The following is a 21,321-nucleotide window of genomic DNA, read 5'->3' on the forward strand; positions in this document are numbered from 1 at the left end:
AACTGGTACGCATTCCCAGCCTTCATCGACGCCCAACGCCATGACCCAGCCTCGACCGACAACGGCCTCCCCCGCCCTCGTTTCCGCCTTTGTGCCCAGCGGCACGCTGCGCGCCTCGATCAACCTCGGCAATCCGATCCTCGCCAACAAGGACGTCGCCACGGGTGAGCCTGTCGGCGTATCGATCGACCTTGCCCGCGAGTTCGCACAGCGGCTTGGCGTGGGCGTCGAGCTGGTGGTGTTCGAGAAGGCCGCGGCCTCGGTGGACGCGGTGAAGAACGAGAAAGCCGACATCGGCTTCTTCGCGGTCGATCCCGCGCGCAGCGAAGGGCTGCGCTTCACGGCACCCTACGTGCTGATCGAAGGCAGCTACCTCGTGCCCGAATCGTCGGCGCTGACCGACAACGCGCAGGTCGATGCCGAAGGCCATCGCATCTCGGTCGGCTCGGGCAGCGCCTACGACCTGTTCCTCACACGCGAGATCAAGGCCGCCGAGATCGTGCGCCTCCAGGGTGCCGGCCCTGCGCTCGCCGCATTGCGCGCGGGCCAGGTCGAGGTGGCAGCGGGCATCCGCCAGCTGCTCGAAGGCGAGGCTGCCCGCGCGCCGGGTGTGCGTGTGCTGCCTGGGCGCTTCATGGTGATCCAGCAGGCGATGGGTACGCCGGCCAGCCGGGGCGCCGAGGCGCAGGCGCTGCTTGCTGCCTTTGTCGAGGAGATGAAGGCTTCGGGCTTTGTCGCCGATGCGTTGAAACGCCATCGCATCGAGGGTGCAATCGTTGCGCCGTAGTTGAGCGCTCCTGTTCAGGGCGCGTGCACAGGCCACCGGGTACTTCCCTCCGCGAATGTCCCCGTCGGCGTGAGCGACGCCCCGAACACGCAGCGCGAATCAAAGCTTGTACGCCTCCACAGGCCCTTGTGAGTAGAACAGGAAGTACCCTGTCTGCGTCTTGAAGCCGTTCTTCTGCCACCCAGGCGGCACCTTGAAGATGCCGAGTTGGTCGCTCGAGATGCCGACGAAGGACGTGTTCTCCGTGTCGGTCGTGATGCGGCTCCAGCGCTCGCGCGTCACGGGCTGCATCTGCATCTTCGGCTCGCTCCATTCGGGCGTGCGCACCTTGTCGCGCATCACGTAGCGGTCGCCCTGCCGCTCGATCTTGACCAGTTCCTTGAGCGCACCGTTCTGCTTCACGGCGTAGACCCCGACCAGTTCGGCCTCTGGCCCGCCATTGCTTGCGCCGCAAGCGCCCAGCAACATGGCGCAAGCGCTCATGGCCAACCATTTAAATGCTGTATTCATGATGATCCCGGTGTGATGAGGCGCGCGCCGCCCTGCAGGCATGCCGGACGGTGCGCGCCGGGGTTTCAAACAACGTTCAGCGCTTGAGGTTCTCGCGCAGCTTCAGGCCGCCCTGGAAGCGCAGCGCATGCGGGTACTCCTCCTTCTCCGCACCGGTGGCCACCGCCGCCATCTTCTGCTCGCTGACCTGCGTCTTGGCCAGCAGCGTCGCCGGCAGGTTCAGCACGCCCTTGATCTGGTCGTACTGCGCCTGCGTGATGCGCCCCACGCTCAGCAGCCGGAACGCATCGCGCTCGATGTTCAGCAGCAGCGGCTTGTTGCCGGCAAAGCTCTGCGCCTTGGCCAGCAGCGCACTCCACGACTGCGCGCTGTAGTTGCTCACGTAGTAGTCCTGCCCGGTCGGCCCGGCCAGCACCGCCGTGCAGCCAGGCAGTTCCACCTGCGTGCTGTTGTTCGACATCACGAAGGTCTTGCGCTGGTCCATCGCGTCGCCGTACGCCAGCGTGACGGGGATGGTCCACGTCGAGGCCGGGTACACGTTCTGGTTGGGGAACGACTCCTGCGTGATGTTCACGTAGGTGCTGTTGCCCGCGCACTGCGCGTCCACCGTGAGCAGCGGAATGCCGGTCTGGCGGATCAGGCTGTCGCCGATCTCGCTGACCTTCTTGTCGGTCGCCTTCTCCAGCGAACTCCACAGGCGCGAAGGCGTGACGTTGCCGAACGCGTAGTCCTTCAGGTAGATCTGCAGGCCCTTCTGCATCGCCTCTTCGCCGATGTAGTTCTGGATGGTCTCCAGCACGTGGCTGCCCTTGTTGTAGACGAAGATCGACGGGCTGATGAAGCCGAACGAACCCGCATCGTTGAGGTTGCGCTGCACCGGCACGGCCGTGCTTTTCAGGTCGGCCACGATCACGTTGTGCTTGTCGAGCACGTAGTCGGAGAAGCTGTAGTACTCGGGGTGGAACTTGATCGTGGTGCGGCGTTCGAACCAGCGCGCAAACGATTCGTTGAGCCACACGTTGTCCCACCAGTCGAGCGTGACCAGGTCGCCGAACCACTGGTGCGCCACCTCGTGCGTCACCACCGTCACCGAGTACAGCGTCGGCGTGTCGCCCGGCTTGGTCAGCACGCGGTCGGCGAACTCGAAGATCGAGCCCCAGTTCTCCATGCCGCCGAAGCCGGTGTTGGGCTTGTTGTCGTAGCTGTCGTTGGYCGCGACGGTATCGAACTTCTTGAAGGGCAGCGGGATGCCGGTGTACTTGTAGTAGTAGTCCATCGACACCTTGGTCCACTCCATCGCGAACTTCGCCCAGTCGGAGCGGCCCGGCGGCGTGAACCAGCGCAGCGGCATGTCGCTGCCGTCGAGCGGGTTCTTGAAGGTGTCGGCCAGGATGTCGAACTTGCCGCCACCGAAGAAGGCCAGGTACATCGGCATCGAAGGCGTCTTCTCGAAGGCCACGCGCTGGTAGCCGTCGGGCAGCTTCGTCGCCTCGGTCTGCGCGCCGTTCGACACGGTCTTCCAGTCACCCGGCACCTCGGCCGAGATCTCGAAGGTGTGGCGGAAGGCCGGCTCGTCCCAGCCCGGGAACCACTGGCGCGCATAGTTGGTTTCGCCCTGCGTCACGATGGCGTCGCTGCTCACGCCTTCGGGTGTGGAAAGGCCCACCTTGAAGACGCCGGTGGCGGCCGAGCAGAACGGGTTGCGCGCCACTTCGGCGGGTGGGCAGTACTCGGCATCGGAGAACTGGATCTTGCCGTCCCACTCCATGTGCAGCAGGTACTTGCCCTTGGCGATCTGGCCGTCGTTCAGGCGCAGCTGCACGAAGTCGCCGAGCGTCTGCGGCGTGGGGATCAGCGGGATCGCCTCGCCGGGTTTCGACACCTTGCGCAGCGTGGTGCGGCCCTTGGCAAAGTTCAGGTTGTGCGCGGCGACGACGATGGCATCGACCGGCTTGAGCACCTCGATCTCCACGTCGCCGCGGCCCACGAAGGTCTTGAGCGCCGCATCGGGGCGGAACCACAGCTTGTAGTTGCTCGGCCAGACGGTGTCGGGCAGCTCCATGGGCTTGGCCGTGCGGTCGACCGACGCCACGGTGGGCGCGCCATCGTCGGGTGCCTTCGCCGTGGGATCGGACGCCGGAGCGGAAGCGACCGGCTCCGATGGCGCACCGAGACCGACGCCTGCGCCACCGAGCGAACCGCCACCACTGTCTCCACCGCCACCGCATGCCGTCAGCACGGCAAGGGTCACCGCCGTGATGGCAAGATGATTGACGACGGGTGTACTGAATTTTTTCATGATCGCCTCTGGGTACTCTTGGTAAGAAGAAACATGCGCCGTCCTGCATGCACCGGCGGATAGCCGGCGATGCGCGTGACGCGCGCGGTGATGAGATGAACAACGGGGTTATCTGAAAGAAAAGGGCAACACGATGCCCTCCCGGCGAACGCTTGCGTTCGTCAGGACCACACGGTCATGCAAAGGCACACCGCGCAAGAAGCGGTGGTCCCAGGATGCGGGGCGTAAGAGGTTCCATTCCCGTCGAAACGCGGGGTGGTGGGATGCGAACGCGGGCTTGTAGCGCGAAGGCTTGCGTTCAGTGCCCGGATATCGAAGCGGTGCGTTTGCGCGAAGTGCAAGCGGCACGGGCCATCTCGGCGATGGCAAGACTCTCTGCGGCTCTTGTCGTTGATTTCACGCGCATTCCCTCGTCCATTGGTGTGCGCTCAGTTTTATCTGATCGCACACATTCGCTCAACGGATCGCGGAACTTTTCCCTCTCAAAATGTTCGCGCGCGATAGGCCGAATGGAGTCACCGCACATCGCGTGTGCCATGCGGTACGAAGATGGTTCATCGCATGCGTCGCCTGCCGCGTATGCCGCGCGCATTCGCTGTGACCTTGCAGCCACAGCATCGGATTTCTGCGGCGGAACAGCTATGAAGCCTGCGACTGAGACACGCCCACTGCCGGTGGCGTACGGTCCCGCAGCCACAGCATGAAGCCGCAGCCGAACACCACCACCTGCGTGCCGATCAGCAGCGCAAAGCCCGCGAAGAAGCCCGAGGCGGAGGCGGCCGAAGCCGCGGCCGCGCCCGCGCCCGATGCGCCCGAACCATGCGACACAGCGCTGATCACGCCGCCCATCAACGCCGGCATGAAGCCCGCCACCAGGCTGCCGGCACCATTGGTCACGCCGAACGCACTGGCCGTGTGCTCGGGCCGCGAGCAGTACTGCACCGTGCTCGGAATGGCCGGGCTCTGCAGGCCCCAGAAGAAGTTGGCCGCCACGAGGCAGCACGCTGCCGCATACGGGTCGCTCGCGTTGATGGCCATCAGCACCGACAGCGCCACGCCCGCGCTCGCACCCATGAAGATGAAGGGCACGCGCTCGCGCCCGACCTTGTCGATCAGCACGCCGCCCACGAACACCGCGAGCACGGTGGCGTACTGCGGCAGCGAGGCCAGCCAGCCCATCTCGCGCATCGAGAAGCCGCGCGCCTCGCGCAGGTAGGTCGGCAGCCAGTTGCTGCTGCCCCACAGGTAGGCGAGCGCGGCCGAGGTCAGCAGCGTGATGAGGAACAGATGCCGCGTGTGCAGCGCACCCTTCACGATGCCGCCCACGCGCGCCATCGCCTCGCCGAACGACGAAGGCTTGACACCGTCGGCATGCGCGGGCGGCATGCGCACGAAGGCCAGCACCAGCGGAATGCCGAGCACGATGTTCAGCACACCGAGCACGTGGAACGAGGTGTCCCACGCGAACCGGGTGAGCAGCCAGCCCACCAGCGGATAACCGATGGCCAGCCCCAGCCCCGTGCCCATGTTGACGAAGGCGTTGGGCTTGCCGTTCTCGTCGCTGCGGAAATGCGCCTTGATGTACGACGAGGCCAGCGAGAACAGCGGCCCTTCCGAAACGCCCAGCAGCACGCGCGAGGCCAGCAACAGGCCGTAGCTGTGGAGCATCGGCGAGACCCACGTCACCACGCCCCAGAGGACCAGTCCGTAGACCAGGCTGCGCCGCACGCCGAACAAGGCCGAGCAGAACGGCGTGAGCACGAAAGCCGATACGCCATAGCCCAGCATGAAGGCCGTCGCCAGGAAGCCCTGGCTCACGCGGTCGGTGGCAGCGATGCCCACGTGGTTCAGGAACGCGGCATCGGTGATCAGTACCGCGATGTTGATGCGGTCCACGTAGGAGATCGCAACGATCACGAACAGCGTGAGGACGCCGTACCAACGAAAGTTCTTGCTCTGCATGATCTGTCCTGCCAGTGTGAGGGTGATGACGCGCCTGCGCGCCTAGAACATGTGGCGCATGCCGAACTCGGTGCCGCTGGAGGCGCGGTTCGGCATGGTGATCGCGCCCGCCAGGGCCTGCGACGCACCGTTCTTGTTGCTGATGCGCGCGATGGTGGCGTACAGCGCCGTGCGCTTCGACAGGTTGTGCACATAGCCGATGGCCAGCTTCGACGACGTGGGCTTGAGCGCCGCGTTGGCGGGCTCGAGCTTGTAGCGTGCATACGAGGCCTTGATCTCTCCCGGCCCGATGGGCAGATGGAAGCCGATGAGCGCGCCCTTGGCGTCGGTGCTGCCCTTCGATTCCTTGTACAGCTCGCTCGTGAGCTTGAGGTTCATGAGCGAGGCATCGAAGGTATAGGCCGCGCCGAGGTTGGTCACGCGCAGGTCGCCGCTCGCGTAGCGCGTGCGGCCGGTGGCCAGGGCCACGTTGAGTCCGCCGCTCTGGTAGCCGAAGCGCGCGCCGGTATGCTCGCCGTCGTGCTTGTTCGACACCAGCGTGTTCGGCAGCACCGAGTTGGAAGCGTTCTCGCCCATGGCATACATCACCTGCCCGTAGAAGCCGCCAAGATTGGCCGGCAGGAAGTAGCCGACGCTGTTCGACGCGCGCGTGCCGGTGGGTGCCACCAGGCCGCCGAGGCCCGAGAAATAGATCTGGTTGGCGCCGATGCCGCCGCCCGTGCCGAAGGGATCGAAGATGGCCGTGTTCCAGAACGCCGGCACGTAGTCGCGCCCCAGCCGCACTTCGCCGAAGGGGCCCGCAAGGCTCACCGTCGAGCGGCGGTTGAAGCTCAGGATGCCCGTGGTGCCGTTGCCGCTGGCCTGGTTGTTCGAGTTCGACGGAAAGCCCTGCCCGCTGTCGTTCTGCAGGCCCATCTCCATCCAGAAGTTGGCGGAGTAGCCGCCGCCCAGGTCTTCGGTGCCGCGAAAGCCCAGGCGGCTGAACATGTTGCCGCTGTTGGTCAGCTGCGTCTTGTGGGCCGAACCGTCGCCGCTGCCCGTGGTATAGGTGACGGCGGCATCGACCACGCCGAAGAGCGTGACGGAAGATTGGGCCAGCGCTGCGCCAGCCGCGGTGGCCGCAGCCATCGCGATCAAGTACTTTTTCATTGAATGTCTCGGTTGGTTTTTCTCGGCCGTCTTTGGGTTGTGGCCTTGTTCAGATGTCCAGCACCAGCCGCTCGCCCTTGCAGCGAGAGACGCAGATCATCATGGTCTTGTTGGACGCACGTTCGATCTTCGTGAGGATGCCGTCGTGGTGATCGATTTCGCCCTCGATCACAGCGGTCTCGCAAGCGCCGCAGACGCCCTCCTTGCAGCTGTGGTCGGGGTTGAGGCCGGCGTCGATCAGGCTGTCGAGAATCGATTTGCCCGGAGGCACCTCGACACTCTTGCCGCTCTTTGCACACATCACCACACAGCTCTGCGTGGCGCTGGGCGCCTCCACGTGCACGGCGGCAAAGCGTTCGATGTGCGCGTTGGCGTAGCCGAGTTGCTCGCAGCTTTTCTCGAAAGCGTCGAGCATCGGCGTCGGGCCGCAGCAGTAGTAGTGGCTGGCCGCGCCCTTGCCGGCCAGCAGTTTCGCGAGGTCGGGCGGCACGCCCTTCTCGTCGTCGAAATGCCAGGCGAGCTGTACCGACTTTTCCTTCGCCAGCGCTTCGATGGCATCGCAGAAGGCCGCCTCCTTGCGGGTGCGTGCGCAGTACAGGATCTCGACAGGTTTGCCGATGGCCACCAGCCGCTGCAGCATGCACCAGATGGGCGTCACGCCGATGCCGCCTGCCACCAGCACCGAGCGCACGGCGCCCTCTTCCAGCTTGAAGTTGTTGCGCGGCGCCGAGATGGGCAGCGTCATGCCCACGCGCAGCTGCTGGTGCACGTAGCGCGAGCCGCCTCGGCTCTTGCGGTCGTTGAGCACGCCGACCACGTAGCGCTGGCGGTCGCTCGAAGGGTTGCACAGCGAGTAGCTGCGTACCAGCCCGTTGGGCAGGTGCAGGTCGATGTGGGAGCCGGCCTCGAAGGCGGGAAAGTCCACCGCCGGTGTGGCCGGCCGGAACTCGACGCTGACGATGCCGTCGGCCTCGTAGCGCATGGTGTGCACGAGGGCGTTCAGCGTGGGAGAAGACATGGCGATGCTCGCTTGCGGTTCAGGCCGTGGTGGCTTCGGCCTCGGCCAATTGGGCGACCGCGAGGTTGCGCATGTGGCGGCGCAGGCGGACGATGCCCAGGTCGTGCTGGTACAGGTTCTCGTGCTGGTTGGCGTCGGGCTCCATCTCTTCGAGCATCACGCGGTCCTGCTCCAGCACGTGCCAGTGGCGCGCCTCCAGGCGATTCTTGTAGAGGAAGCGCCAGGTGTCGCGCTCCCAGCCCGCCGGCAGCTTGCGCACGCGCCAGAAGAAGGTGGCCGTCATGCCCTTCGCGATCGGCGAGAAGGCCCCGATGATGATGAAGTTGCCGCCGGGGCCGCCGGTCTTCGGGTACGGGATTTCGAGGCGCATCCAGTGGATGCCGGTGTCGGCCCATTCGGTCCAGTCGAAGTTGACGTTGCGCTGGCCTTCCTTCTCGAACACGAAGCCGATGTCGGTCGCGCGAATGCCGAACTTGGCGCTCGAGTCGCCCTCGGCCATCGAGTGCGACTGCTTGTGCAGGTACGTGCCGTGCATCGGGTCCATCACGTTGTCGAGCACGTAGCGGTAGTCGCCCTTCCATTCGGTGTAGCAGAGGAAGTTCGCGTATTCGGCGTCATCTGTCAGCTGCTCGGGCAGCACCAGCGGCGGCGGCACGTCGACCGATTCCTTCGAGTTGTAGAGGAACACGGCGCCCGCACGCTCCTGCACATGAAAGTGCCGCGTGGCCTGCGAGCCTTCCAGCTTGCAGCCCGGGCTGCCGGGCACGCGCGTGACGACGCCGTCGTGGCGCACCTCGACGCCGTGGTACGGGCACGAAAGCCGGTCGCCGAGCACCACGCCCTGCGACAGCGGCGCGCCGCGGTGCGGGCAGCGGTCTTCCAGCGCATGCAGCACGCCTTCGTTGTCGCGCCACAGCGCGAGCTTGCGGCCGAGGCGGCGCAGAGAGATGGGGTTCTCCTTGATGAAATGCGAGGGGCAGATCGGGTACCAGAGATCCTTCAGGCCGATCTCGAGCAGGTGGTCCACCGGGTCGGCGGAGACGGGGGTGATGGCGATGGTCATGGTGATGTCTCTCTCTCTCTGTCTCTCTGCTCAGGCGCCGAGCGCGGCCATTTCCTTGCGGTACAGCGCTTCGGTCCACGGCTGGCCGCCGGGCGTGGCAAGGCCGCTGTCGTTCAGGCGCTGCACCAGCCCGCCAAGGTCGTGGATGCCGTCGGCAAAGGCGCGTTCGATCACGTCGCCCAGCAGGTCTTCGTAGGTGGTCGCGGGGCGCTGGCGCGCCTGGTGCGGTTGGAGATAGCGGTCTTGTTGCATCGTGTGCCTCCGTGGAGTGAGGTGGAATGAATCAGGCGGTGGCGGCCATCGCAGGCGTGCCGAGAGGTGCAGTCCAGGCGTCGTAGCCGTAGACCCAGTCGGCGTTGCCGCCTTCGCGCAGCCAGTTGTTGCCACGCGAACCGAGCTGCACCTGGCTGGCTCGCTCGATGCGGGCGGTCTCGAAGCTCTTCAACGCGGCCGGAACGTCGGCCATGGCCACGCCTTCGAGATGACGCGACAGCACCACCGCGTCTTCGATGGCCATGCCGGCGCCCTGCGCCATGAAGGGCAGCATCGGGTGCGCGGCATCGCCCAGCAGCGCCATGCGGCCTTGCGCCCAGGCGGGCATCGGGTCGCGTTCGTACAGCGCAGTCTTCAGCACCGTGTCGCAGGCGTCGAGCAAGGCGCGCGCCTCGGGGTGGTAGGCCACGTATTGCTCCCGCAGCTCGTCCACGCTGCCGGGCGCGGTCCACGATTCGAGATGCCAGGTGTCTTGCGGCGTGGTCGCGAAGATGAAGATGTCCTTGCCCCGGTTCAGCGGGAACGTGACGATCTGGCTCTGCGGGGTCGGGCCCCACCACTTGGTGAAGGCGCCGAGGTTCGGCACGCCGGCCACGCGCTCGGCCGGCACCACGGCGCGGTAGGCGACGATGCCGGTGAAGCGCGGGCTCTCGGCGCCGAACATGGCGGTGCGCACGCACGAGTGGATGCCGTCGGCGCCGAGCAGCACGCCGACACGGGCGCTGGTCCCGTCGGCGAACGAGAGGCTCACGCCCTTGTCATCCGCGGCGATCTTCTCCGCGCGCTTGCCGAGGGCCACGCACTCGGCCGGAAACATGTCGGCCAATGCGGCCAGCAGGTCGGCGCGGTGGATGGTGAGCTGCGGCGCGCCGTAGCGTTGCTCCGCCGAATCGGCCATCTCCAGGCGCGAAGTTTCCTCGCCGGTGTCGAAGGTGCGGCTGATGCGGTGCGACGGGCGCGCCGCCGTCACGCGGGCCGCCTCGCCCACGCCGAGGCCATCGAGCGCGCGCACGGCGTTGGGTGTGAGGTTGATGTCGGCGCCGACGCGGGCGAACTGCTTCGCCTGCTCGAACACCACCACGTCATGCCCGGCGCGCCGCAGCGCGATGGCAGCCACCAGGCCACCGATGCCGGCACCGACGATGCCGATGGTGGATTCGCTTGTTGTCTTCATGGATGTCTCCGCTTTGGTTCTTGCGTGCGGCTCACTCGGCCACGATGTTGCGGGCCTTGATGATCTTGGCCCATACGGCTGTCTCGTCGCGGATGAGCGCAGAGAACTCGGAAGGCTTCATCGCCGCGTCGGTCATGCCCTGCACCTTCAGGCGCTCGCGCACATCGGGCTGGGCCAGCATCTGCGCCGCGTCCTTCGCAAGCTGCTCGACCACGGCCGGCGGCGTGCCCTTGGGCGCCAGCAGGCCGTACCACGAGGTCACGGTCACGCCCTGGATGCCCTGCTCCGCGAGCGTCGGGATGTCGGGTGCGGCGGCGCTGCGCTTGGCCTCGGTCACGCCCAATGCGACGAGCTTGCCGTTCTTGATGAAGGGCATGGTCGCGGGCAGGTTGCTGAACATCAGCGGCACCGAGCCGCCGAGCACGTCGTTCAGCGCGGGCGCCGTGCCCTTGTAAGGCACATGCAGCAGATCGATGCCGGCCTGCTGCTTGAACAGCTCGCCCGCCAGGTGAAGGCCGCTGCCCACGCCCGGCGAGGCGTACGACAGCGTGTTCGGCTTTGCCTTGGCCAGCGCCACCAGTTCCTTCGCGCTCTTGATGCCCGACGAGGGCGACGCCACCAGCACGTTGGGCGCCTTGGCGAGCATGGTGATGGGCACGAAGTCCTTCTCGATGTCGAACGGAAAGTTCGGCATCAGCGTCGGATTGATCGTGAGATTGCCTGCGGGCACCACGAGCAGCGTGTGGCCGTCGCCCTTCGCACGCTTGACCTTGTCGATGCCGATGTTGCCGGCCGCGCCGACCAGGTTCTCGACCACTGCCGCCTGGCCGTAGCGCTTGGCGAGACCGTCGGAGAGCACACGCGCCAGCGTGTCGACCGGACCGCCGGGCGGGAACGGCGAGACGATGGTGAAGCGCTCGCTCGACAGCTGCTTCTGCGCATCGCTCTGGGCAAAAGCAGCAACACAGAAAGCCATCGTTGCGAGCGCAGCGAAGCATGTTCGTGAAACACCGTGGAACCGGCTTTGCCGGGCCGCTGGTGTTGCCCCCTGGAAGGGGGTTGGCGAAGCGACACGAAGTGCGCGAAGACTGGGGGTGAGCATAGGTCTATTTCTTCTCGGTGAGAAAGGCACCTTTGGGGCCATCCGCGTTCTTCTGGCGCCGCGTGTTGCCGTCGAGGCCGCCATCGACCGCCCATTCGGCGAACACCGTGGGGCCGGGCTCGAATTCGCGCGGCTGCCAGTCGGCGGTGAGCTGGTCTTCGTCGGCGTAGTACTCGATCAATCCGCCGGCCGGGTTCTTGAAGTACCAGAAGTACGCCGAAGACACCGGGTGACGGCCCGGGCCGAGCTGGGTTTCCCAGCCGCGGCGCGAGAAATGCAGGCCGCCGCCGAACACCTCGTGGATGTCGCGCACGGTGAAGGCCACGTGGTTGAGCCCGCGCTTGCCCGAAGGAATCTGCAGCAGGAACAGGTCGTGGTGGCCACCCTCCGCCGCGCAGCGCATGAAGGCGCCGCGGTTTGGATAGCTGTCGGACGAGACGAAGCCGAAGCGCTGCGCATAGAACGCGCTGGTGGCCTTCACGTCGCTCACGAAGAACACGACGTGGCCGACCTCGATGGGCGTCGCGCGTTCGTAGATGGGTGCGGCCTGGTTGATGCGCGGCTTGGCGTTCCAGGTGTTCATGGCGCCGCATTCGACGTCGACGGCATGCTTGCGGCTGACCTGCAGGCGCACGGCGAGGCCGTTGGGGTCGATGCAGCCGATGCGGCGTGCGCCGTCGACGGTGCTGTCGGTGAAGGCCGGGTCCTGCGCGATGGCGGCGGCGTAGCGGTCCAGGTCGGCGTCGCTCTCCACGCCCCACACCACTTCGCGCAGCGTCGGGCCCTCTTCCATCGCGGGCGGCAGGCCGGGCTTGTCCAACGCCGCAACGACGACTTTGCAGCCATTGAGACACTCGAAGACGAGTTCGTCGGCGGCCTCCGACTTCAATGCAAGGCCCCAGTCCTGGAAGAACTGGCGGCAGGCGGGCAGGTCGTCCGCCCCGTAGGTGATCTGGTCGATGCCAAGTACGCTCATGTCAGTGCCCACGACAAGGGTTGTTCGTTCGTGCCCCAGTACATGCTCTTCTGCTCCATGTACTGGAAGATGCCTTCGCGGCCCTTCTCTCGGCCCAGGCCGCTGTCGCGCCAGCCGCCGAACGGCGTGGACACGGAGAACTGCTTGTAGGTGTTGACCCAGACCGTGCCGGCCTGCACCGCGCGGCCGAGCTTCCAGGCGCGCTTGAAGTCGCGGCTCCAGACGCCGGCGGCCAGCGCGTAGACGCTGTCGTTGGCCTGCGCGATCAGCTCTTCCTCGTTGTCGAAGGGCATCGCGACGAGCACCGGGCCGAAGATCTCTTCCTGGCTGATGCGCGCACTGTTGTCGAGGCCCTCGATGATGGTCGGCTTGTAGAAGTAGCCGTTGTCGTAGACATCGCCATGGGGCCGGACACCACCGGTGCGGATGCGCCCGCCTTCGGACACGCCCAGATCCACATAGCGCTCGATGCCCTCGCGGTGCTTCGCCGTGATGAGCGGCCCCATCTGCGTGCGCTCCGAGGCCGGATCGCCCACGCGCAATGCATTGGCGCCTTCGGCCAGCCGCGTGAGGAACTCGTCGTAGATGCCGCGCGCCACGAACAGGCGCGAACCCGCGATGCACGACTCGCCCGACGAACTGAAGATGCCGTACAGCACGCCGTTCACCGCATGGTCGAGGTCTGCGTCGTCGAGCACCATGGTGGGCGACTTGCCGCCCAACTCCAGCGACACCGGCATCATCTTGTCGGCCGCGATGTGCGCGATGTGCTTGCCGGTGGTGGTGCCACCCGTGAACGACACGCGCTTGACCAGCGGATGCTTGGTGATCGCATCGCCGATGACCGAGCCCCTGCCCGGCAGCACGCTCACGATGCCTTTCGGCACGCCGGCCTGCTCGCAGATGCGCGCCAGCTCCAGCGCCATCAGCGGCGTGACTTCGGCGGGCTTCACGACCACCGCGTTGCCGGCTGCGAGCGCGGGCGCGAGCTTCTGGGCTTCGCTCGCAATGGGCGAGTTCCACGGCGTGATGGCCGCAACCACACCCATCGGCTCGTGCACGCTCATCGTGACGAAGGCGCCGCGCGAAGGGGTGATGGTTTCTTCCAGCGTCTCGAGCGCTGCCGCGAAGAACTGGAAGGTGCCCGCGGCACTGGCCACGAGGTTGCGCGTTTCGCTGATCGGCTTGCCGTTGTCCAGGCGCTGCTTCTGCGCGAGCGCCTCGCCCTCTTCGCGGATCAGCTGCGCCACGCGGTGCAGCACGGCGGCGCGCTCGTGCGGCAGGCGCTGGGCCCAGCCGCTGGTGCGGAACGCGTGGTCGGCACGGGTGATGGCCTCCTCGACATCGGCGAGGCTCGCGGCCTTCAGGCGTGCGATGGGTTCGCCGGTGGCCGGATAAAGGCTCTCGTACACGTCGCCGCCGCCCAGGCGCCATTCGCCGGCGATGCAGATCGGGAGAAGTTCGGAAGAAATCATGGGGTGACTCAGATGGCGAGCGCGGCAACGCGGTTGCGCAGCGCGCGCACGGCGCTGTACACGGTCAGCGCCGAGGTCTTGGGATTGGCCGCGAGCGGCTTGTTGCGCATGGTCAGCTCGAAGCTGCCGAAGGCGCCTTCGGCTTCGACGGTGTGCACGTTCTCGGTGGTGGCAGGGTCCGCAATGAGGCGCACCAGCGTCTTGTCCAGGCCGAGCCCCGCGAGCGAGACGGTGGCCGCGACGTTGGCGTTCTTCGGAAACAGCAGGGCCGCTTCGCGCGCACTACCTTCGAAGATCACGGTTTCCTGCGCCAGCCTGTCGAGGTCGCGGCCCTGCTCGGCCGGCGTGCCCTTCCAGGCCTGCGGCGGCTTGCGGCCGGTGTAGCGCACGCTGTCGAGGCCGCCGATGCGGGCCGCGGCGAGCGCGTCGATGGCGCCGATGGCACCGGGAATCAGCTGCACCTGCGTGTTGCCGGCAATGGCGGCGGCCTCGAGCTTCTCGGCGAAGCCTGTGGCCGACAGCGCGCCCACAGACGCCACCACGCAGGGCGTGCCGCGTGCCAGCGCAGGCAGCACGTGCTCTTCGATGGCGGCATGGCCGGCCGTCTCGACCACGAGGTCGATGCCGGCGGCGGGCACGGCGCTGCCCACCTGTGCGTCGGGCGCGGCCTTCTGCGCGGCGGCGACGCCCTCCGCGGGCACGACGATGGCCACAACCTCGAGGGCCGGATCGCCCCGGAGCAGTTCGAGCACCGAGGTGCCGATGGCTCCGCAGCCGATGAGTGCAATGCGCGTGATGGCGGGCATGGGAAAGGCTCCGCTCACTTGGCCGCGCCGAGCGCAGGAATCTGCGTGACCGTGTTGGTCGGCGGGCCGGCGAAGGTGGTCTTGAAACCGCCGATCGACAGCATGTCGATCTCTAGCAGGAACGGGCCGTTGGCGGCCAGCGCCTCGTCCAGGCGGACCGGCAGATCGGCAAGGTCCTGCACGCGCGCATGCGGCAGCGCGATCGATTTGCACAGCAGGTCGTAGTCGGGCGTGTGCAGCTCGGCATAGCACTGGCGGCCGCCGTACTGGGCGTCCTGGATGTTCTTGATGACGCCGTAGCTCTTGTCGTTCATGAGCACGATCACCATGGGCGCCTTCTCCTGCACCATGCAGGCCAGCTCGCCCAGGTTCAGGATGAAGCCGCCGTCGCCGGCCAGGCAGAAGGTCTTGCGGCCCGAGCCTGTCACCGCCGCGCCGATGGCCGCGCCGATGGCCATGGGCATCCCCTGGCCGATGCCGCCGCCCGCGGCATGCACGCCGGCGCTGGGTTCGAAGACGCGCAGTTCACGGTTGCCCCAGGTGCTGTTGGAAACGGTAACGTCGCGCACCCAGTTGAACTTGCGGCCGGCCACCAATTGGATCTGGCGCACGAGTTCGGCGTACGGGCCGAGGCCGTCGCGCAGCGTGGCGACCGCCTGGTCGTGCGCGGTGCGCAGGTCGACCAGCAGCTGCGGGTCGGCCTTGTACTTGGCGGCTTCGAGGYGGTCGGCCAGGCCGTCGAGGGCCAGCGCGGAATCGCCGCAGACGAAGGCCTCGGACGCGTAGCAGCGGCCCTCGGCGGCGGCATCGGCGTCGATGCGGTACAGCGGATGCGGCAGCTTCAGTTCGTACTTCAGCGTCTCATTGCCGCGCAGGCGCGAACCGACCACGAGCATCGCATCGCAGGTCTGGTAGAGGGCCTCGACCGGCTTCTGGATGTTGTAGGCGCCGAGCGAGCCGGCATCGTCCTCGGGTACCGTGCCGCGGCCCTGCGTCGTGGTGACGACGCCGAAGCCCAGCTTCTGCAGGCGCTGGATGGCGGCGCGGGCGTGGCGTGCACCGCCGCCGACCCACAGCATCGGGCGCTTGGCAACGACGAGGCGCGCGGCCAGCGCGTCGAGCGCGGCGGCCGAGGGCACCGGCCGCTCGATGGGCAGCGGCGACAGGTCGGCCGGCATGGTCGTCAGCGCCGACTGGATGTCGATCGGAATCTCCACGCTGACCGGACCGGTGGGTGCGGTCAGCGCAAGCTGCACCGCGCGCTTGAGCGTGCCGAGCACCGTCTCGACGCTGCGCACACGCAGCGCGGCCTTCGACACGGCCTTGAGCATGGTGAGCTGGTCGGGCGCCTCGTGGATGTACGACATGCCCTTGTCCAGGTACGGCGTCTCGATCTGCCCGGTGATGTGCAGGAGCGGCGCACCCGCCGTCAGTGCCTCGACCATGCTGCCCGCGATGTTGCCCGCGGCCGGGCCCGTGCTGGTGATGCACACGCCCAGGCTGGCGGTGGAGCGCGCATAGGCATCGGCCATGTTGCCCGCGCCCGCCTCGCCCCGCGCCGAGATGAAGCGGATCGTGCCGCGCTGCGCGAAGGCATCGAGGATCGGCATGTTGTGGATCGAGATCACGCCAAAGGCAGCCTTGACGCCGCACTGCTCGAGGAAGGCGGCAACGACTGCGCCGACCGTGACGGTTTTGTTGGGGTTATGCATGGCGCGAAAGGCCTCCGGAAATGTCGATGTGGCTGCCCGTCGTGTACGACGCGAGGGGCGAAGCAAGAAAAAGGATCGCGCGCGCGGCTTCGGTCGGAAGCCCCAGGCGACCCAGCGGGATGTGTTTGTTCTTCGCGAGTTGGCCGCTCCAGGCGGCCCAGTCCTGCGACCTGTCTTCGCGCGCCTCGAAGCGGCGGCGCCACTGGCCGGACTCGACGAGGCCGATCAGGATGCCGTTGACGCGCACGCCCTGCGGCGCGAACTCGGTGGCCATCGAGCGCACGAGGTTCAGCAGGCCGGCGCGCGCGGCCGAGGTCGCGACCATGTGCGGCTCGGGCTGGCGCGCGAGCAGCGAGTTCGCGCAGACGATGGAGGCGTCGCCCAGCACCGCGCGCTGCGCCTCGAGCTGCGGCAGGAAGGCACGCGTGGGATTGATGACGGAGAAGAACTTCAGGTTGAGCTCTTCGGTCCAGGCCGCATCGTCGGTGTCGGCGAAGGTGGAGACGCGGCCCTGCCCTGCGTTGTTGACGAGCATCGAGGCCGGCCCGAGCGCGGCTTCGCTGGCGGCGGCAAATGCCTTGACCGATTTGGCGTCGAGCACGTCGCAGGCCTGCGCGAAGAGCTTCGCATCCGGGTGCTGCTTGCGCAGGCCAGCCACGGCCGCGTCGAGCCGTTCGGCATTGCGGCCACACAGCGCAACGGCCGCACCGCAGCCGAGCAGCAGCTCGACGGTCGCGAGGCCGATGCCCGACGAGCCGCCCGTGACCACGGCCACGCGCCCGGCCAATGCGTCGGCGGCAAGGAGGGAAGAAGAATGCGTCTTCATGATCGTCATGCGCTGCGAAGCGGCACCACTTTTGCAGCGCGCGCGGGCGAATAGTTCAGCAGGCCCGAGATCTCGTCGGCCGTGCCGCGCACGCGCAGCACCATCTCGTCCATGCGGCTCTCGTCGATGTGGTCCGAGGTGACGGTGGCTCCCAGCGCCGCCACGATGTGGCCGCTGTGGTCGCGCACCGGCGCGGCGATGCTGGAGATGTTCGATTCGAAGAAGCCCTCGCCCAGCACATAGCCGCGCTGGCGGTCGGCCTGCACCATGTCGAAGAGTTCGTTCACGGTCTTGGGCGTGCTCGGCGAGAAGGTTTCGAGCTTGTCCTCGGGGTAGAGCGCGCGCAGCTGCGGCAGCGTGAGGTCTTCGAGCAGGATGCGGCCGAGCACCGTGGCATGGGCCGGCAGCCGCGTGCCCACCGTCACCGAGCTGGCGAAAGGCGTAGGCGGCGCGACCTTGGCCACGTAGACGATGGAGCGGCCGTCGCGCACCACCAGGTTGCAGGGCGTGCGCAGTTCGTCGCACAGGCGGTTGAGCAGCGGCGTGCCGAGTTGCGTGAGTTCCAGCGACGCGAGGTATTCGAAGCCCAGGCGCAGCACGGCCAGGCCCAGGCGATAGTCGCGCCCGCCCTCGGCGCGTTCCAGAAAGCCCATGTTCTCCAGCGTGGTGAGCAGGCGGAACACGGTCGAGCGCGGCAGGTCGAAGCGGCGGGCCAGTTCGGGGGCGGAGAGCGTGCGGCTCTCGCGGCTGAACTCGCACAGCAGGCGCAGGCCGCGCTCCAGCGCCGGCACGTTGTAGCGGTCGGCGCCCTCTTCCATCGCTTCGTTGTCGTTGGTGGCCATGCCTGTTCTTTCCTTGAATTTCTTGTCTGTGTGTATTGCGGTCAACCGGCGAGCGATTCGCGCAGCAGCGTGGCAACGGCCTGCGGTTGCTCCACATAGCCGGCGTGCCCCGCATCGTCCAACAATTCGAGCGTCACGCCGCACTGGCGCGCGACCTCGGCGCACGACGCCGGCGGCGTGACCACGTCGAGCGCGCCGCAGGCCACGCGCACCGGCATCGGCGGCGGCAGGTCGGCCAGCAGGTCGGCGTTGCACAGCAGCTCGACGGCCTGGCGGTAGCCATGGTCGTTGAGGCGGGCCATGTTCCAGCGCACCCACCGGCGGGCGTGGTCGCTCGCCTTGTCGGACACGAGCCGGCCCGCACGCTTCGCGGCCATGCCGGCGATGCCGAGTTCGTCGAGTGTGGCGAGGCGTTCGGTGCGGACCTTGGCGCGGGCTTCCGCGCGGGACGGCGCGCCGTAGCCGATGGCGGGGCTGACGAGCACGAGGCGGCGGATGCGCTTGTCGCCGCGTGCGGCCGATGCGGCGGTGATTGCGCCCAGCGAATGGCCGACGAGTACGCACGAATCGATGGCGAGTGCGTCCAGCAAGGCGCTCAGCCGCGCCGCGTAGTCGGCGGCAGTCGGTGCGGTGGCTTCGAGCGGCGTCGATTCGCCGTAGCCCGGCGCGTCCCACGCGATCAGGCGGGCCTGCGACGCCAGCAGCGCAGCGGTGTCGAGCCACGACGCCGCACCCGAGCCGATGCCGTGCAGGCACACGGCCACCGGGCCCTGACCGCATTCGCGCACCGACACGACGGCACCGCCGCCCACGCCCACATGGCGGGCCGGAAAGCGGGCGTCGAGCCGGGCCAGCTCGGAGGCCGGCAAGGTCGGCAGGTCGGAAGCGATGGCGTCGTTCATGGCCGGCTCGCTCAGCGCTTGATCTTGGCCAGCGGGTGATCGGCAGGGTACGTCGGCGTGACCGGCTTCTTCGCGCCGAGCATCACGCACATCAGCGCGTCTTCGTCGCCGATGTTGATCTCCTCGCGGTACACGCCGGGCGGCACCGAGATCAGGTCGCGGTCGGTCATGATGGTCTCGAAGCGCTCGCCGTCTTTCTCGATCACCACCTTGAGCTTGCCGCGGATCAGGAAGAACACTTCTTCCACGTCGGTGTGCAGGTGCGGCGGTCCTTCGTGGCCGGCGGGGATCACCATGGTCGAGAAGGTGAAGTGCTCGGCGGGCACGGTGTTGACGTCCTTCGCAACGCCGGTGCCGCCCGTGCCCACGTAGCGCATCTGGGCGCGGCGGAACTTGGGGTCGAAGTCGGCCTGGAACTTCAGCGCATCCCAGTCGTACTTGCGGGTTTCGTAGCGTGCGATGCGGGTGTTCATCCACTCCGCGAGGCTCGCGCCTTCGGGCTGCGCCAGGCTGCTGTTGCCATCGGTGATCTTTTGCTGTTCGGACAGATCGCTCATCAGGTGTACTCCTTGGTCGGAAAAATTCGTTCAGTGCATCGCAAAGCCGCCGTTGACGGCAAGCAGTTGGCCGGTCACGAAGCGCGAGAGGCCGGAGAGCAGGAACAGGGTCGCGCCGCACACGTCGGCGGCCTGCTGCTCGCGCGGGATGGCGCGGCCTTCGAGGTATTTCTGGTGGCGCGCCATCGGCACGTACTCGGTCGCCTCGACCAGCGTGAGGCCGGGCGCCACGGCGTTGACGGTGATGTTGTCGCCGCCCCATTCGCGTGCCAGCGAACGGGTCATGGCAATGACGGCGCCCTTGCTCGACGCATAGGCCAGCAGGTTGGGCGCGCCCCACAGCGCGGTGTCGGACGCGAGGTTGACGATGGCGCCGCGGCCGCTTTCGGCCAGTGCGGGCCGGCAGGCGCGGCCCATGAGCCAGCTGCCTCGCACGTTGACGTCCATCACGCGGTCCCACATGTCGATCTCGAGCTGGTGTGCGTCGCGCCCGCCCGAGTTGGTGATGGCGGCGTTGTTCACGAGGCCGTCGAGGCCGCCGAGCAGTCGAACAGCTTCGGTGGCGCAGGCCACGATGGAGCCCGGATTCGACAGGTCGACCGGCAGCGCGTGGGCGATGCGGCCCGCTTTGCGCAGCGCCTGCGCTTCGGTGTCGGCCAGCTCGCCCAGGATGTCGGCCAGCACCACGCTCGCGCCTGCCGCGGCGATGCACTGCGCGAAGGCAAGCCCGAGGCCGCGCGCGCCGCCGGTCACGAGGATGCGGCGACCCGCCAGCAGGTTGGCGGGCAGTTCGGCCAGCAGTGCCTGCAGGCTCGAAGGATCGGGAATGGCTTTGAGTTCGGACATGGGATGCGTGGTTCAGTCGGCCTGGATGCCGAGCTCCTTGATGACCTTGCCGAAGCGCGTGTAGTCGGCGGCGTTGGTCTTGCCGAGCACGCCGGCCTCGCCGCCCACGGGCGTGGTGCCGAGCACCGCCATGCGTGCTGCAATGTCGGGCATCCTGAGGATCTCGTTGAAGTGGCCGTTGAGCATCTTCGCGATCTCGGGCGGCAGGTTGCGCGGGCCCCACAGGCCGTTCCAGGCCGTGACCTCGACGTCCTTGTAGCCCATCTCCGCCAGCGTCGGCACGTTGGGCGCGAGCGGCGAGCGCTGGGCCGAGGCCACTGCCAGCGGGCGCAGCTTGCCGTTGGGGATGTACGGCGCCACCGGGCCCAGCGTGATGAAGGTGACCGGCACGTGGCCGCCGAGCACATCGTTGATGGCGGGTGCCACGCCCTTGTAGGGCACGTGCGAGAGGCTCGCGCCCGAGGTGCGGGCGAACATCTCGCCGAGGATGTGCATCGGCGAGCCGCTGCCCGGGCTCGCATAGCTCAGCGACTTGCCGTCCTTCGCAGCGGCCACCGCATCCTTCACGCTCGCGAAGCCGCTGCTGCCGGCGGCCACGAGAAACAGCGGCTGGCTGCCCGTCTGCACGATCGGCGTGAAGCCGTTCAGCACGTCGTAGCCCGCGGAGCCGTTTGTCTTCAGCACCAGCTGCGCGATCGAGAAGGTGCTGGGCGCTAGCAGCAGCGTGTACCCGTCGGGCGCGGCCTTGGACACGTAGGCGCTGCCGATGATGCCGCTGGCGCCGGGGCGGTTGTCGATCACCACGGGCTGGCCGACGCGCGTCGACAGCTTTTCGGCGAAAAGCCGCGCCAATGCGTCGGTGTCGCCACCGGCCGGATAGGCAACGACCAGGGTGATCGGCTTGCTCGGGTAGCTGTCTGCCCAGGCGAGTCCGGTGGCGCAAGCGGCCGCCAGGGAAATGGCAGCGGCAAAGGCATGGCGGCGTGTGTGTTTCATCGGGTTCTTTGGATCGTGGTTTTGTTTCACTAAAGAAACAACGATT

20 protein-coding genes are annotated in these 21,321 nt (G+C 67.4%); 1 reads left to right on the top strand and 19 read right to left on the bottom strand.

What is annotated here, in order from left to right:
• The first annotated feature begins 40 nt into the window (after window positions 1–40).
• Entirely contained in the window at window positions 41–787 is a 747-nt protein-coding gene (locus AC1DFC_RS05320) for a transporter substrate-binding domain-containing protein (RefSeq protein WP_478178755.1), read from the top strand.
• 99 nt (window positions 788–886) lie between these two features.
• Here the strand turns inward: AC1DFC_RS05320 and AC1DFC_RS05325 are convergent, their stop codons facing one another.
• From AC1DFC_RS05325 to AC1DFC_RS05415, 19 genes are all read right to left on the bottom strand, one after another.
• Window positions 887–1,297, bottom strand: a complete 411-nt coding sequence (locus AC1DFC_RS05325) for a hypothetical protein (RefSeq protein ID WP_042673620.1) — start codon at window positions 1,295–1,297, stop codon at window positions 887–889.
• Window positions 1,298–1,373: 76 nt separating this feature from the next.
• Window positions 1,374–3,596: a M1 family metallopeptidase gene (locus AC1DFC_RS05330; RefSeq protein WP_478178756.1), complete on the bottom strand. Its 2,223-nt coding sequence runs from the start codon at window positions 3,594–3,596 to the stop codon at window positions 1,374–1,376.
• 639 nt (window positions 3,597–4,235) lie between these two features.
• Window positions 4,236–5,558 (bottom strand): MFS transporter, encoded by a 1,323-nt coding sequence (locus AC1DFC_RS05335; protein ID WP_478178757.1) that lies wholly within the window; start codon window positions 5,556–5,558, stop codon window positions 4,236–4,238.
• A 42-nt stretch (window positions 5,559–5,600) separates the two neighbouring features.
• Window positions 5,601–6,707 (bottom strand): porin, encoded by a 1,107-nt coding sequence (locus AC1DFC_RS05340; RefSeq protein WP_478178758.1) that lies wholly within the window; start codon window positions 6,705–6,707, stop codon window positions 5,601–5,603.
• A 49-nt stretch (window positions 6,708–6,756) separates the two neighbouring features.
• Window positions 6,757–7,725: a PDR/VanB family oxidoreductase gene (locus AC1DFC_RS05345; protein ID WP_478178759.1), complete on the bottom strand. Its 969-nt coding sequence runs from the start codon at window positions 7,723–7,725 to the stop codon at window positions 6,757–6,759.
• Between the two features lie 19 nt (window positions 7,726–7,744).
• Window positions 7,745–8,788: an aromatic ring-hydroxylating oxygenase subunit alpha gene (locus AC1DFC_RS05350; RefSeq protein WP_007834984.1), complete on the bottom strand. Its 1,044-nt coding sequence runs from the start codon at window positions 8,786–8,788 to the stop codon at window positions 7,745–7,747.
• Window positions 8,789–8,818: 30 nt separating this feature from the next.
• Window positions 8,819–9,040: a recombinase-like helix-turn-helix domain-containing protein gene (locus tag AC1DFC_RS05355; RefSeq protein WP_007834985.1), complete on the bottom strand. Its 222-nt coding sequence runs from the start codon at window positions 9,038–9,040 to the stop codon at window positions 8,819–8,821.
• A 31-nt stretch (window positions 9,041–9,071) separates the two neighbouring features.
• Window positions 9,072–10,235 carry an FAD-dependent monooxygenase gene (locus AC1DFC_RS05360; RefSeq protein WP_478178760.1) on the bottom strand — a complete coding sequence of 388 codons (1,164 nt, stop codon included), beginning with the start codon at window positions 10,233–10,235 and terminating at the stop codon, window positions 9,072–9,074.
• A 31-nt stretch (window positions 10,236–10,266) separates the two neighbouring features.
• Entirely contained in the window at window positions 10,267–11,211 is a 945-nt protein-coding gene (locus AC1DFC_RS05365; protein WP_478178761.1) for a Bug family tripartite tricarboxylate transporter substrate binding protein, read from the bottom strand.
• 130 nt (window positions 11,212–11,341) lie between these two features.
• The gene (locus tag AC1DFC_RS05370) at window positions 11,342–12,313 is read right to left on the bottom strand and encodes a VOC family protein (protein WP_413332889.1); all 972 of its coding nucleotides are present in this window, start codon (window positions 12,311–12,313) and stop codon (window positions 11,342–11,344) included.
• On the bottom strand, window positions 12,310–13,788 hold the full coding sequence (locus tag AC1DFC_RS05375) for an aldehyde dehydrogenase (RefSeq protein ID WP_478178762.1): 1,479 nt from the start codon (window positions 13,786–13,788) through the stop codon (window positions 12,310–12,312). Before AC1DFC_RS05375 ends, AC1DFC_RS05370 begins: the two co-directional genes overlap by 4 nt.
• A gap of 8 nt (window positions 13,789–13,796) precedes the next feature.
• Window positions 13,797–14,594, bottom strand: a complete 798-nt coding sequence (locus tag AC1DFC_RS05380; RefSeq protein ID WP_007834764.1) for an aspartate dehydrogenase — start codon at window positions 14,592–14,594, stop codon at window positions 13,797–13,799.
• 14 nt (window positions 14,595–14,608) lie between these two features.
• A complete protein-coding gene (locus AC1DFC_RS05385; protein ID WP_478178763.1) occupies window positions 14,609–16,306 on the bottom strand; it encodes a thiamine pyrophosphate-binding protein in 1,698 nt (565 codons plus the stop codon).
• Entirely contained in the window at window positions 16,299–17,132 is an 834-nt protein-coding gene (locus tag AC1DFC_RS05390) for an SDR family oxidoreductase (RefSeq protein WP_042673604.1), read from the bottom strand. The genes AC1DFC_RS05385 and AC1DFC_RS05390 overlap by 8 nt, the downstream gene beginning before the upstream one ends.
• 5 nt (window positions 17,133–17,137) lie before the next feature.
• Complete coding sequence (locus AC1DFC_RS05395) at window positions 17,138–17,974, bottom strand: IclR family transcriptional regulator (protein ID WP_007834759.1); 837 nt, start codon at window positions 17,972–17,974, stop codon at window positions 17,138–17,140.
• 41 nt (window positions 17,975–18,015) lie between these two features.
• Window positions 18,016–18,876, bottom strand: a complete 861-nt coding sequence (locus tag AC1DFC_RS05400) for an alpha/beta fold hydrolase (protein WP_478178764.1) — start codon at window positions 18,874–18,876, stop codon at window positions 18,016–18,018.
• Window positions 18,877–18,887: 11 nt separating this feature from the next.
• On the bottom strand, window positions 18,888–19,433 hold the full coding sequence (locus tag AC1DFC_RS05405) for a cupin domain-containing protein (protein WP_007834755.1): 546 nt from the start codon (window positions 19,431–19,433) through the stop codon (window positions 18,888–18,890).
• 30 nt (window positions 19,434–19,463) lie between these two features.
• Window positions 19,464–20,279, bottom strand: a complete 816-nt coding sequence (locus AC1DFC_RS05410; RefSeq protein ID WP_007834753.1) for an SDR family oxidoreductase — start codon at window positions 20,277–20,279, stop codon at window positions 19,464–19,466.
• Window positions 20,280–20,291: 12 nt separating this feature from the next.
• Window positions 20,292–21,275 carry a Bug family tripartite tricarboxylate transporter substrate binding protein gene (locus AC1DFC_RS05415; RefSeq protein ID WP_478178765.1) on the bottom strand — a complete coding sequence of 328 codons (984 nt, stop codon included), beginning with the start codon at window positions 21,273–21,275 and terminating at the stop codon, window positions 20,292–20,294.
• Window positions 21,276–21,321 lie beyond the last annotated feature (46 nt).

The organism is Variovorax sp. 10L421 (assembly GCF_056395365.1).